Annotated in this window: 12 protein-coding genes; 6 read left to right on the top strand and 6 right to left on the bottom strand. The window is 62.6% G+C overall.

Annotated elements, in window-relative coordinates:
- Nucleotides 1–219 precede the first annotated feature (219 nt).
- Both METAC_RS24970 and METAC_RS0101595 read left to right on the top strand, forming a co-directional pair.
- A complete protein-coding gene (locus METAC_RS24970; RefSeq protein ID WP_156898069.1) occupies nucleotides 220–900 on the top strand; it encodes a hypothetical protein in 681 nt (226 codons plus the stop codon).
- 113 nt (nucleotides 901–1,013) lie between these two features.
- Nucleotides 1,014–1,424, top strand: a complete 411-nt coding sequence (locus tag METAC_RS0101595) for a DUF2147 domain-containing protein (protein WP_026605692.1) — start codon at nucleotides 1,014–1,016, stop codon at nucleotides 1,422–1,424.
- Nucleotides 1,425–1,467: 43 nt separating this feature from the next.
- On the opposite strand, the gene METAC_RS0101590 is transcribed toward METAC_RS0101595, so the two are convergent.
- Entirely contained in the window at nucleotides 1,468–2,583 is a 1,116-nt protein-coding gene (locus METAC_RS0101590) for a COX15/CtaA family protein (RefSeq protein ID WP_026605691.1), read from the bottom strand.
- 103 nt (nucleotides 2,584–2,686) lie between these two features.
- Here METAC_RS0101590 and METAC_RS0101585 point away from each other — a divergent pair, with 103 nt between their 5' ends.
- Nucleotides 2,687–2,896: a DUF2842 domain-containing protein gene (locus tag METAC_RS0101585; protein ID WP_026605690.1), complete on the top strand. Its 210-nt coding sequence runs from the start codon at nucleotides 2,687–2,689 to the stop codon at nucleotides 2,894–2,896.
- Between the two features lie 10 nt (nucleotides 2,897–2,906).
- Here METAC_RS0101585 and METAC_RS0101580 read toward each other — a convergent pair whose 3' ends face one another.
- From METAC_RS0101580 to METAC_RS21845, 4 genes are all read right to left on the bottom strand, one after another.
- Nucleotides 2,907–4,391 (bottom strand): hypothetical protein, encoded by a 1,485-nt coding sequence (locus tag METAC_RS0101580; protein ID WP_026605689.1) that lies wholly within the window; start codon nucleotides 4,389–4,391, stop codon nucleotides 2,907–2,909.
- A gap of 217 nt (nucleotides 4,392–4,608) precedes the next feature.
- On the bottom strand, nucleotides 4,609–5,238 hold the full coding sequence (fchA, locus tag METAC_RS0101570) for a methenyltetrahydrofolate cyclohydrolase (RefSeq protein ID WP_026605688.1): 630 nt from the start codon (nucleotides 5,236–5,238) through the stop codon (nucleotides 4,609–4,611).
- Nucleotides 5,239–5,257: 19 nt separating this feature from the next.
- Entirely contained in the window at nucleotides 5,258–6,118 is an 861-nt protein-coding gene (locus METAC_RS0101565) for an NAD(P)-dependent methylenetetrahydromethanopterin dehydrogenase (protein ID WP_026605687.1), read from the bottom strand.
- A 322-nt stretch (nucleotides 6,119–6,440) separates the two neighbouring features.
- Nucleotides 6,441–7,160: a Pr6Pr family membrane protein gene (locus METAC_RS21845; RefSeq protein WP_051335297.1), complete on the bottom strand. Its 720-nt coding sequence runs from the start codon at nucleotides 7,158–7,160 to the stop codon at nucleotides 6,441–6,443.
- A gap of 233 nt (nucleotides 7,161–7,393) precedes the next feature.
- Between METAC_RS21845 and METAC_RS0101550 the strand changes: the two genes are divergently transcribed.
- Together METAC_RS0101550 and METAC_RS0101545 are read left to right on the top strand one after the other, a co-directional pair.
- Entirely contained in the window at nucleotides 7,394–9,775 is a 2,382-nt protein-coding gene (locus METAC_RS0101550; protein ID WP_051335296.1) for a HAMP domain-containing sensor histidine kinase, read from the top strand.
- Between the two features lie 52 nt (nucleotides 9,776–9,827).
- Nucleotides 9,828–10,979 (top strand): adenylate/guanylate cyclase domain-containing protein, encoded by a 1,152-nt coding sequence (locus METAC_RS0101545; RefSeq protein ID WP_245257399.1) that lies wholly within the window; start codon nucleotides 9,828–9,830, stop codon nucleotides 10,977–10,979.
- Nucleotides 10,980–11,120: 141 nt separating this feature from the next.
- Here the strand turns inward: METAC_RS0101545 and METAC_RS0101535 are convergent, their stop codons facing one another.
- Nucleotides 11,121–11,993: an oxidoreductase gene (locus tag METAC_RS0101535; RefSeq protein ID WP_026605683.1), complete on the bottom strand. Its 873-nt coding sequence runs from the start codon at nucleotides 11,991–11,993 to the stop codon at nucleotides 11,121–11,123.
- Nucleotides 11,994–12,034: 41 nt separating this feature from the next.
- On the opposite strand from METAC_RS0101535, the gene METAC_RS0101530 reads away from it, so the two are divergent.
- Entirely contained in the window at nucleotides 12,035–12,991 is a 957-nt protein-coding gene (locus METAC_RS0101530; RefSeq protein ID WP_245257398.1) for a LysR family transcriptional regulator, read from the top strand.
- Nucleotides 12,992–12,995: the final 4 nt, after the last annotated feature.

Raw genomic sequence — 12,995 nt, 5'->3', positions numbered from 1 at the left:
TAAGTTTCCGTTTACGTGTCGAAACCTGAGACGTGGCTCTAAAGCGCGTTCGAATTGGACGAAACCATACGACTGATAAGAGCTCGCTCCAGATCAAAAAGCCGGAGCATGTTCTAACTCCGCGCGCCGGCGCAGCGCCGCCGCGGAGTCGCCCCCAGGGACTTGGTCCGTCCGTAGACCCAAGAAGAGACTTGGCATAGCCGCAGAGGGGAGAGAGCCATGGTTCGATCAGACAGCCTACGCGGATCTCCAACGAAATCCCTCGCCAAAGCAGCGTTCGTGGCCTTAGTTGCGGCGAGTCTCGTCGTCGGCGTCGATGCGTTCGCCGCGCCGTCAGTTCAGGTCGCTTCGCAGCAGCGGCCCGAGGGCCTCAAGGCGCGGAGCGCCAGCATCGTCTTGGTCAGCGTGAGCGGCGTTCCTGAGCCTGTCGCGGACCACGTGAAAAAGGCCTTTGCTGAAGAAGCGGCTCTACGCGACATCGCGCTGTCCGACGTCAAAAACGCCGACTATCTCATGCGCGGCTACCTCAACGCCGCGCAGAGTCCGTCGGGAGTTGAAGTCACGATCGTATTCGACGTTTTCGATTCCGCGAAAAAGCGCGCGTTCAGGCTTGAAGACGGCCTTCTCGCAAAGGGGATCGCGACGGACCTGGACCCCTGGAGCGCGCTCGACGACGCCGCCGTCAACTATGTTGTCGCCAAAGGCGCCTCCGATCTCGCGGATTTCCTCGTCACCGCTCCCGGCGCCAAAGGCGGAGAGAGAATGAGGCCCCTCCCGGCGCATGCGGAAAGATCTCCGTCGCCGAAGTCGGCCGAAGCTCTCACGGCAAAGTCGCGTGCGCGCCAATCTCTCGTCGCGCGCGCGACGAACGCAGATTTGAGCGACGCCGCGCTGCCTTGAGCTGCAGTTTGACTTCACGAAACTCATTTCCAAAGCTACACCCTTGCGCTGGAACGCGCGCCGTTGTGGGCGCTGAGGCGCGTCTTGAACCATCGAAAGAATACGGAGGACCCATGCAACGTCGATTGATCCTGAGCGCGATCGCCTTCGCCGCCTTCGGCGCAGGCCTGGCGAAAGCCGACCCGATAGGCGAGTGGAGAGTGGCGGACGGCAATGCCACCGTGCAAATCCGCAAATGCGGCGGCGCATATTGCGGCTTCGTCGCCACGACGCGGACCGCTCCGGGCCGCGACGAAAAAAATCCGGATCCCGCCAAACGCAGCCGTTCCGTGCTTGGCATTGAAGTTCTGATCAATCTGCGGCCGGCCGGAAATAATCTTTGGACCGGGACAACCTACAATGCCGAGGACGGCCAATTTTATAGCGCCAAGGTCTCGCTACAAAGCGAGCGCGCTCTTCAAATCCAAGGCTGCGTCCCCAATAGCACCCTTTGCGGCTCCGAAACCTGGGTTCGGGTCAAGTAAGCCCGGCCAAATCGGCCACGAAGCCAAAGAGGCTCGCCTAGGATCAATCGGCGCTCGCATAGGCCTCGCCGGGCTTCCGCCGCCGACAGAGCGCTTCGGCGTGGATGACGGCGGCGCCCAAAACGATCATCGCGAACGCCTGATGGAGAAGGCCCGCGGCGAGCGGGACGGCGAGGACGAGGGTGGCGACGCCAATCGCCATTTGCGCGCCGACAAGGCCGAAGAGGATTAAAGCGCGGCGCGCGTCGGGCCCCGATCCGGCGCGCCGCCAAACATAGAGCGCCTGCAAGAGCGCGACGGCGAGAAGCGCATAGGCGACCATTCTGTGCTGAAACTGCACCAGCAGCATATTGTCGACGAAATTCCGCCAGATCGGCTCCAGGAGGAGCAATTTTTCGCGCGGCGGGATGAAAGCGCCGTCGATCAAGGGCCAACTGTTAAAGGCCCGCCCGGCGCGCAGTCCCGCGACCAAAGCGCCGAGGCCGATCTGCAGCAAGACCAAAAGGATAAAGCCGTTCGCGAACCAACTCAGCCCCGGCGCAGGGCGTTCAGAGCCTGCCCGGGCGCTTCGTGTTAGAGAAGCCGCGAGCCAGACCAGGGCGGCGAAGGTCGCGGACGCCAAAAGAAGATGAATGGCCAGCCGTTCCTGAGCCACCTCGATCCGACCTACGAGGCCGGATTTCACCATCCACCAGCCAACGAATCCTTGCAGGGCGCCGAGCGCCAAAACGCCGAGAAGCTTTGCCTTGAAGCCTTTGGGGAGCATCCCTCGCGCCCAAAAAAAGGCCAGGGGGAGAGCGGTCGCGACCCCGATCAAGCGCCCGAGAAGCCGATGGCTCCATTCCCAGAAAAAGATGAACTTGAAGCCGGACAGATCCATATCCGGAAAAACCTGAGCATATTGCGGAATCTTTTTATAATTCTCGAATTCGGCCAGCCACGCTGCTTCGCTCAAGGGCGGCAATACGCCGCTTAACGGCTTCCACTCGGTAATGGACAGGCCCGACTCCGTCAGCCTGGTCGCGCCGCCGACTATAACCATCAAAAAGACGAGCGCCGCGAGGCTCCAGAGCCAGATCGCCACAGCGCGATATTGAACGTGCGAGTCAATCGGTAAGGCCGCGCCGGGCGCCGCCGCGCCATGAACCAAACCGACCATGCGCCGAGCCCTTTACAATATTGACCGATAACGTCGCTCCGACATAAAGCCCTGAAGAGGCCCCGTCCATCGCCAGGACGCCGCAGTCCATTCGGGAGAAATTATGCGCCGCCGGATTCGCAAACTTATCGGCGCGGCCGTCACCCTTGGCTTTGCTCTCGCTTATGCGCTCTTGGCCATGGTCCTGGCCCAGGGCCTCGCCATTCGGGAGATGCCGGAAGTCGTTCGAGGATTGATCCTCGCAGCGCTCGGCCTAGCGTGGATCTTTCCCTTGATGCCGCTCATCAAATGGATGGAACGGCCCGACGACTGAAGTCGGCGCGTCAGGCAGCGTCCTGACGGAGGCATGGGCGACAAGCGGCCGACGCGCCGATAATCAGGACTTCCTGCGCGCCGCCGGCGAGCATATGGGCCTTGGCCGCGATCGCCGCGCTTTCTTCGGGGGGCGGAGGCGCCGCAAGCACGACGAAATCGACCTCGGCGGCAAGTTCCTGCGCCAAAGGCTCTTCGTCGACCGGAGGCGCAGCCAAGAGAATGTAATCATAGGTCCGGGACAATGCATCGAGAACGCTGCTGAATTCTCGAAGATCAATCGCTTCCTCCGGTCCCGCCGCGACGAAATGGAGCCGGGAGCCAGGGTCGCGGCGAATCACTTCGGCGAAGGAGGCCCTGCCCGCCAGGAGATCGCCAAGGCGCGGCGCCTCAACCGATCCGGATCTTTCCGAGCCCTCTCGCCGACCGCTCCAAACGCCGCCGCTCCGCGCGTCGAGCAAGATCACGATCGATCTACCCTCGCGCCCAAACTGGCCCGCTAGCGCCTGCATCGCCTGAGGGGCAGTCACAGCCGCCGCAAGGCTCGTGAAGAGGATGCGCGCGCCTCTGGACGCATTCGAGCCGGCGGCGATCCGTGCGACGACCTCGCTCATGGCCTGCGCATTATCCGTCTTCGCGCGGCTGACCAGCTCGCTTTTCGGCGGCTCCTGCGCTTCATGGGCGGTTTCGGCGAAACGGGCGAAAACCGGCGCCTGACCCAGGGCGCGCGGCGGCTGCAAGGGTTCCTCGCCAATGCCGCTTGCCGGAAGCACGCGCAAAAACGCGTTCGACGCCCATGCGGCGAGGCCCGTGAAAAGAGTCGCCGCCGCTCCGAACACGAGCAGAATCGCGTAGCCCGGAAAAACCGGCAAGGCCGGCGCCGTCGCGCGCGAGACGACGCTAGCGTCAGTCTCACTCAACCCGGCGTCGGCACGCATCTCGAGAAAGAGATCGGCGATCCGGTTAGCCGCGCGCGCCGCGAGATCCCGGTCTTCCGATTGGAAAGCGATGGTGAGCCGCCCGGCGCCCTCCGCGGCCTTGACGCTCAATCGATCCTCGTAGGACTTGAGAATGCGCTCTTCCGGGCTCATGCGGGCCGGATCACGAATAAGGCCAAGCAAAATGAGCGTGCGGGCGGCCGGACCTAGCCCCCCGTTCAGAGGGTCGAACTCCGGCCTCGCTTCAATTCCGAGCTCCTTGATCGCGCGGCGGGCGAGATCGCGCGAGGCGATGAGTTGAGTCTGGCCCCGGAGAGAGGCGAACTCATCGGCGTCTGCTTCTATGGTTCCGACGTTCGCCGACGGCGCTAGCAGGACCTGCGCCTCGGCCTCGTAGCGCGGCGTCGCCGCAAGGAAAAAAACGCAAATCAGGACCAGGCCTGCCGCGGGCGCGACGACCACCTTCCACGTCCAGGCCGCAACGGCGTCGCGCACCGGAGTGAAGTCATCTTCCCGAGAACGCTCCAAGCATGGCGCGTCCCAGTCCGTCCAGCCCATGGGCCCGCTCCCGAATCTTAACGCGTTCAGGAGACGACGTTAAGGTTTCGGCGAAGTTAATATTTCGGGCCGAAGCAAACTTAATGAACGATAAAGAGGTTTTTCTTTCGAAGCTTCATCCGGCGATCCCAACTTGGAACCGCCGGCGAGCGATCGAAAGCAAGGGGCGCAGCCGAAGCTTTCGCCGCGCCCCAAATTCATGCGCCGATCTCGGAACTCAAGAGCCGATCTTGGCCCGCACAGTTTCGTAGACGGTCTCGGTCGCCTCGGCCGCCTGCGAGAGGAGCGAATTGACCTCGGCGAGCTGCTTTTCGGCGAATTCTCGGTCCTTGATCGCCTTGGCGTTGATGAACACGTTCAAAGCCGCGCTGCGCAGCCCGGCGTTGGCCGCCAGCACGGCGACTCCCGCGTCGCTGATCACATTGAGATTGCCCTTCTCCGCTGCAGCCGCGGAAAGGCGGATGACCTCGAAACAGGCTTTGACGGCGCGCAGCGGCGCAAGCGTCGCCTCCTTCAAGGCGGCTTGAATGGCGGCGGTGCGCGCGGCTTTCTCTTCATCGGTCCCGCGCGGCAACCCATAAGCACCCATCACGGAATTGAACGCTGCGACATCCTCTTCGATGGCGCCGGTCAGTTCCGCGCGCAGATGCTCGGCCTTGGCGTTCACGGCCGCCAGATCCTCCGAGACCGATTCATAGTTTTTCTTGCCGATGGTCAGATTGGCCACCATGGAAACGAGCGCCGCGCCTATGGCGCCGCAAACCGCCGCCGCGCCGCCGCCGCCGGGGGTTGGACGCTCGCTGGCCAGATCGTCGAGAAAGGCCGCGATGGAACTGTTCTTCGTCATGACTGTCGCGTCCCCGATGTCACGCTAGAGCTTTGGCTTGCGCGTAAATATTCTCGGCATCGAACACTTGTTCGGAGCTTTCGAACAGCTGACCGACGCAGGCGCGATGCAGCTTCAGCTTGAGGCCGCCGAGCCCCAGCGCGCCGATCACGATCTTGCCATGGCGCTCCTTGGCCTTGTCGAATGGGTCGACCCCGCCGATGCCGACCGGCGGCTGGGCGTTGCAATCGGCGAGCATCTCGATCGTGGGATCGTCTTGCCAATCCTTTTCGTCGAGCAAAGGCACGCCAATGCCTCCCGCGGCGAACACAATGTGCGCGCCCTTGACGGCGGCTGCTCGGGCGGCGTTGTCGGCGGCGCCGATCGCCGCCGGCGTGAAGCCGAAGCGGTCATTGATCGCCTTGCTGGCCGCTTCCGCGCTTTGCTTCGAACGCGAGGTGATGGCGACCTCGGCGCCTTCGATATGCAGCATGGCCGCCGCGCGCATGCCGACAGGACCCGTGCCTGCGAGCACCACGGCCTTCTTGCCGGCGAGCGGCTTGGCTTTCGCCAGCAGCGCGACGCCGGCCGCCGCGGTGGTGTTGGAGCCATTGCTGTCCAGCATCACAGACACGCGAAAATTCGAGAAGAAGCGTTTCTTCACCGCCTCGAAAACCGCCTCGCCCGCCACGATATTGCCGCCGCCCACAAAGATCGCGGTGAATTGCTTTTCCTTGGGGCCGCGCGTGTAGATCGCGCCGTCGACGAGCGCGCCGACGTTTTCGAGCGTCACGCCGCCATAACCTATGACGTGATCGGCGCCGCCGTCATAGCCGACGACCGTATCGAAGACGCTCGGCGCCGGATCGGTATCCAACAGGAAGAGAAGTTTTTTTGTCATGACGGTCTCGTTGGGTTAGGGCGGAATTTGCCGGAGGGACTTAAAAGGCTGCGAAACGCCTTCCTGGGCGGTCGAATCGCTCGGCGGCGCCGGCGGGCCTCGAAGCGCCTCGTGTGGGCCGCCCCTTGGAGGATGGGCCGGCCTCGGCGGGAGCTGTCGCGAGGCTAGGCAATCACGCGCCGGCTCGGAGGCGTGGAGCATGTATTGATCGAAAAAATCGATCAATTGATTGAGAAAGCTCTCTCTACGTTTCGGGTCGTGGGATCGGTCTCAGAGACGGCCATGCGCCCTCCTTCGAGCTTCGACGGGAGTGATCGGAAGACTATTTGTCAGAGTTCGGCGGCTCTGCCAAGCCGGCCAGCAGCCTTCTTTCGCGCCCGGCCAAGGCGCGATCGACCCCGGCGAAGAACACGCCCAGAGCGAAAAACGCCGCCAGGAAAAACATCGCGTTGATGGCGACCCCGGAATAGCCGAGCCTGATGACGTCGACAAACGGATAGGGGTAAATGCCGAATACCGCGCCGCGCAGAAGGATATAAGCGAAATAGACAATTGGATAGATCAGCCAAATGACCGGATCGATCCAGCGCAGCCGTCCCTTCGGATGAAACACGAGCCAATAAAGCGGATAGAGCGCCGGAATCGCGTCATGCAGCACCCGATCGGCCACAAATTGCAGCCCTTGCGGGTCCCAAAGGTGGCGCAGAAGAAGCGCATAGACCACGCCGACGATCACGATATAGTTGGCGAGCGCCGAGTTGACGCTCGGCCGCATGAGGAATGGCTCGGCTTGCGGCCGCGCAAAGGAGACTGTCAGAATCAACGCGATCAACATATTCGTCTGGATCGTGAAAAAGCTGAAATATTGCACAAGCCCGTTCGTGACCGACAGGTTGTTGGCGAGAGCATCACTGATGTCGAAATAGACCTGGACCACCAAGGCGAACCACGCCAAGCTTGCTATAGCCGCAGCGCAAACACGCTTAAGCTCCAGCGCACGCAACGTCTTGACGGGAGCGACAATTTCCGAAACGCCATACATCTGGGCATCCTCCGCTGGATCATGCGTGGGGGTTTCCCAGAAAAATGGATCACCGCGCTCAAAATGCCATGGGCGAGCCTCGCTAGGGGTCCGGCGCTCCGGTCGGGGCTAGGCGCCCAAGCAGGAGGCGAAAGAGTGGAATCCGGTTTTTCGCGGAAAGTCCTGCTCTCGAAACGCGATCGCGTTTCATTTATTTGGATATCTCCATCCAAATACATCGTGATTTAGCAGCGATGGCGCAACGCAACGAAGGCGAACCGGTGGAGCTGCAGATCGACGAGCGGCCGCGCGGAAGCCTATTCGGCAAATACGCTTTCGCTTTTGTGGGGCTGGTCCTCTTCGTTTTGACGATCAGCGGCGCTATCGACGCATGGGTCACCTACCGCAATGCCAAGACCACGATGCTTCAATCACAAGGCGATAAGGCCGAAGCGGCGGCGCGGCGCATTGAGCATTTTGTGCTGGAGCTCGAGCGGCAGATCGGCTGGGCGGCGCGCGCCGGGGACGAGAGCCGCGAGCGCCGCCGCGCGGATTACGCGCTGCTTCTAGAGATCAATCCGGCGATCGCCAGGATCGTCCAGATCGATGGCGCCGGTCTGGAGATCCTCAGCGTCTCGCGCACGACGGCGGTCGTCGACAGCGGCGACAATTGGAGCCTGACGGACGCTTTCCGCAATGCGCAAAAGGACGTGGCCTGGTTCGGCCCCGTCATTGCTTCGCAGACAGGCACGCGCTTGCAAATGTCGATGGCGAGCGCCGGCGAGGACGCTGGAGTCGTCGTCGCCGAAATCGAGCTCGCTTTCCTCACGGATGTCCTGAATGGCGTCCAATCGGACCATAACGTCTCGGCCTATATCACGGCCACGGACGGCAAGCTCATCGCCCATACGGATCCGAGCCTCAAGCCGCTCGAAACGAACATGTCGGCGCTACCCCAAGTTGCGGCGCTCGTGACTTCCGACGCTGCCATCGACGTCGGATTCAACCTCGACCAGGACGCGGTCCTCGCCGCCGCGGCCAAGAACGCGCGGATGAACTGGCTTCTGTTCGTCGAGCAGCCATTGGCCGCGGCTTACGGGCCGGTTTACGATCTTCTCGTCCGCCTCAGCTGGCTCTACACGCTCGGCCTCGTGCTCTGCGCCGGCGCGGCCATGCTGCTCGCGCGGCGAATGACGGTTCCGATCAAGGCTCTTCAAGCCGGAGCCGCGCGGCTCGCCGCTGGCGACTTCAGCCAGGAGATCATCGTTCGCACCGGCGACGAAATCGAGACCTTGGCGGACGAGTTCAATGACATGGCGCGCGAGCTACGGGCGAATTACGCCAGAATCGAGCAAAAGGTGGAGGAACGGACCCGCGATCTCGCCCAGTCGGTGCGCGAATTGAAGGCGCTAGAGGAAATCGGCCTTGCTCTGGCGTCCTCGCTCGAGCTCAAGGAATTGCTCGCGACGATCCTGACGCGAGCGGTCGAGTTGACCGAAGCCGATGGCGGCGCGATCTATAGTTTCGACCAGGAAGGCGGGACCTTCCGTCTGGCCGAGGCGCATGGGTTCGAGCCCTCTTTCGTCGCCACATTGCGCGACGAAACCGGCGTGAGCCGAATTGACGGTCTGCTCGGCGCGGCGGCGAGGGGCGGCGAGGCCGTGCAAATCCTCGAAATCAGCGAAGCGCCGGGTTTTCCATCGCAGACCGCGGCGCTCGCCGCCGGCTTTCGATCAGCGCTAATCGTTCCGTTGACCGGAAGCGAAGGGGCGCTCGGCGCGCTCCTCATTCAAAGCCGGACCCCCGGCCGCTTCGCCGCGGAAAAGATCGGGCTGATCCAGACCTTCGCGCACCAGTCGGTGCTCGCGATGCATAATGCGCGGCTCTATCACGCAGCCGAAGACACCAGCCGCAAGCTCGCCTTGGCGAATGAGCATCAGTCGCGCTTCTTCGCCAACATGAGCCATGAATTGCGAACCCCGCTCAGCGCTATCCTCGGCTATGCCGAGTTGCTGCGCGACGGTCTTTATGGCGCGCTACCGGAAGGCGCGACGCGCGCGCTCGACAGCGTGAGCGCCAATGGCGCCCATCTTCTCGGCCTCATCGACGACGTGCTCGATCTCGCTAAGCTCGAAGCCGGCGAGCTTTCCCTCGACCTCGGCGACTATTCGATGCGCAATCTTGTCGAGCAGGTTGCGGCCACGGCCTATTCGCTCGCCCGCGCCAAAGGACTTTCCATAACGGCGGACATCGACGAGGTCCTTCCCGTCGGGCGCGGCGACGAAAGACGCTTGACGCAGGTCTTGCTGAATCTCGTGAGCAATGCGATCAAATTCACGGAGGCGGGCGGCGTGACGATCAGGGCGCACGCAAGGGGTGAATATTTCGAGCTGGCCGTCGAGGACACGGGAGTCGGCATATCGCTCGAAGAGCAGGCGCGTATTTTCGACGCTTTTCATCAGGGCGACAATGCGAGCACGAGGCGGCGCGGCGGCGTCGGGCTCGGCCTCTCGATCAGCAAGCGCTTTGTCGAGATGCACGGCGGCGCGATCAAGGTTTTCTCGACGGTCGGCGTCGGATCGACCTTTATGATCGCCTTGCCAATTCGGGTCGAGACACAAAAAGCGCCGCCTTAACGTCCGCCGCCGCGTCGGGCGCGAATGTCTGAATCTCGCTTTCAAAGGAAATGTGAACCCCTTGCGAAGCCCGCCCCTGATCCTCGCCGTCGACGACGTGCCGGAAAATCTCGAGATCGTCTCGATGCGGCTGCGCGCGCACGGCTATGAGATCGCCGCCGCATCCGACGGGGAGGAAGGGCTCGCGGCGGCGCGCGCGCTCAAGCCTGATCTCATCCTGCTCGACGTGATGATGCCGAAGCTCGACGGCATATCGGTCCTGCAAGCCTTGAAGCGGGACGAAAGCCTCGGCTTCATCCCGGTGATCCTTCTTACCGCCAAAGCAGATAGAACGGAGGTCATCGCGGGGCTCGACGCCGGCGCCGACGACTATCTGACAAAGCCCTTCGACCAGGCGGCGCTCGTGGCGCGGGTGCGGGCCATGCTGCGGATCAAGGCGCTGCACGACATTGTCCAGGACCAAGCCGAGACCCTCGCCGCGCAGACCAAGGAGCTCGCGGCATGGAAGGAAACGCTCGAGGCGCGGGTCGCGGAGCAGGTCGCGGAGATCGAAAGGATCAGCCGGCTCAAGCGTTTCCTGTCGCCGCAGATCGCCGATCTCGTCGCCGCGAGCGGCGGCGGGGAGCGCCTACTCGAGAGCCATAGACGCGAAGTCACCGTATTGTTCTGCGACCTCCGTGGCTTCACCGCCTTCGCCGAAACGGCCAAGCCCGACGACGTCATGACGATCCTGAACGAATATCATCGCGCTCTCGGACGCCATATCGACGCCTATGAGGGCACGCTCGAGCGTTTCGCCGGCGATGGGCTTATGGCCTTGTTCAATGATCCGCTCCCCTGCCCCGATCACGCCGAGCGCGCCGTCCGCATGGCGCTCGACATGCGCGAGAGCGTGTTCGCGCTCGCGGAAATCTGGAAGGCCCGCGGTCACGACTTGGGTTTCGGCATAGGCATCGCGCAAGGCGACGCGACGCTCGGCCGGATCGGATTCGAGCGGCGCTTCGATTACGCCGCCGTCGGCAGCGTCCCCAATCTCGCCTCGCGCCTGTGCGACGAGGCTGGCGCAGGCCGAATCCTGGTGGAGGCGCGGGTTTTTCACTCTGTCGAGAAACTTGCGGAAGCCGGCCTCTTCGAGGCGCGCTCCCTGCCGCCGATGCCGCTCAAGGGATTTCGGCGCGAGGTTTGCGCCTATGAGATCATCTAGTCGTTCGACTCTGGAAAATGACGCGCATCATCGGAATCGATCCTACAGCTCATTGGATTTATTGGTCGACGGCCCCTGCGTCGGAATCGAGCGCATCGGCCGGATCGCCATGTCGGAAGAGCGGCCTCGTTGGAACCTCCTTCATCGCCAGGAGCCTATGGCGTTCAGGCGGGCTATGTGGTCATCTCTCAATTTCAATCGCGCGGCGGCGATATTGTCGTGCAGATGCGCGCGGCGAGAAGTTCCAGGGATGAGTAAGATATTGGGGCTGCGCTGGAGCAGCCACGCCAGCGCGACGCCTTGTGGCGACTGTCCGATCTCATCGGCAACCCTGCTCAATTCCTTCGCCTGCAACGGGGTGAAGCCGCCCAATGGAAAATATGGAACATAAGCGATTCCGTCCTCGGCCAACGCGTCGATCATCACGTCGTCGGATCGATGAACCAGATTATAGTGGTTTTGAACGCAAACGACCGGCGCAATATCCCGCGCGATGCGCAGTTGCGTCGCATCAACGACGCTGACGCCAATGTGGTCGAGCAACCGCTCATCTTGCATGCGCCGCATCGCGCGCATCGGCGCAGCTATGTCGTCCTCGGGACCGCCCATACGCAAATTGACGATGGCCAAGCGCTCGAGACCAAGGCGCTCTAGATTTTCCTCAACCGACTTACGCAGAAACGCCTCGCCGCGATCGCGGATCCAAGCGCCGCTATCGTCGCGCCGAACGCCAATCTTCGTCACGAGCGTGAGCCCTTTCGGATAGGGGTAAAGCGCCTCTCGGATCAGTCGGTTCGTCACGCGCGGGCCGTAAAAGTCGCTCGTGTCGATATGGTCCACGCCTTGGCGCAGCGCCTCCCGCAGAACGGCGCGGGCCTCATCCGCCTCCTTCGGCTCGCCAAATACGTTCGGACCCGCAAGCTGCATCGCTCCGAAGCCCATTCGATTGACCGAGATAGAGGAGCCGGAAAAGGTCAAGCGGCCTGCGGCCGCTGCGGGACAGTTATCAGTCATGATGGAATCTCCTTTGCCTGAAGACATGACTGATCGGCAGAATGTCGACAATCAAGGCGAGACCGAATAGTTTGTTCGGTATGCCGAACAATAAATTCTTCGCGTCCTTGGACGATCTCTCAGTGTTCTTGGCTGTCGTCCGAGGCGGAGGATTTCGCGCGGCGTCGCGCTGGCTCGGCGTCTCCCCTTCCACGGCTAGCGACACAATCTCGCGGCTGGAGAAGCAGTTGGGCGCGCCATTGTTCATCCGCACGACGCGGAGCGTTCAACTCACGGAAGCCGGCCGCGCGCTCGCAAAGCGCATCGAGCCAGTCATGGCCGAAGCGAGGGCCGCGCTTCACGACGCCGCGAGTTCGCAGGGCCGGGTGCGAGGCTCGCTCAAGCTCAACGCGCCGGGCGCGGTGATGGTCGACATTCTGCCGCCTCTGATTGACGGCTTTCTCAACCTCCACCCAGAAGTTCAGATTGAGGTGTTGGTCGACGATCGGCTCGTCGACATCAATGCGAAGGGCTGCGACGCCGGCATTCGCTACGGCGAGCACCTTGCGCAGGACATGATCGCGGTTCCGATCGGCCCACGCCGGCAATTCGGCGCTCTGGCGGCGTCTCCAGATTACTTGAAAATTCACGGCGGCCCGAAGCATCCTCGGGATGTCCTGAAGCACGCGTGCATCCGCGTGCGCTTCGCGAGCGGCGCCATCGCCCAATGGGAGTTCAAAAAGGGAGGCAAGAGTTTAATCGTCGACCCGCCGGCTCGCGTCACCATCGGCGCGGCAGGCGCCTCGGCTGCAATGGATCTAGCTCTTGCGGGACATGGGCTGCTTCATACCTTTCGCAATTGGCTCGATCCGCATCTTGCAAGCGGCGCGCTCATCCCCGTCCTGGCAGACTGGTGGCCTGAATTCGATGGGCCAAGACTCTACTTCTCCAGCAGGTTGATGCCGACGCCATTGCGCGCCTTCGTCGACTACATCGCCGAACAGCGGAGCTCGAACTAGAGCA

This window comes from Methylocapsa acidiphila B2 (assembly GCF_000427445.1).
GTDB classification, from domain to species: domain Bacteria; phylum Pseudomonadota; class Alphaproteobacteria; order Rhizobiales; family Beijerinckiaceae; genus Methylocapsa; species Methylocapsa acidiphila.
The sequence above is the reverse complement of the archived record's forward strand: the minus strand, read 5'-3'. Positions and strand labels throughout refer to the sequence as shown.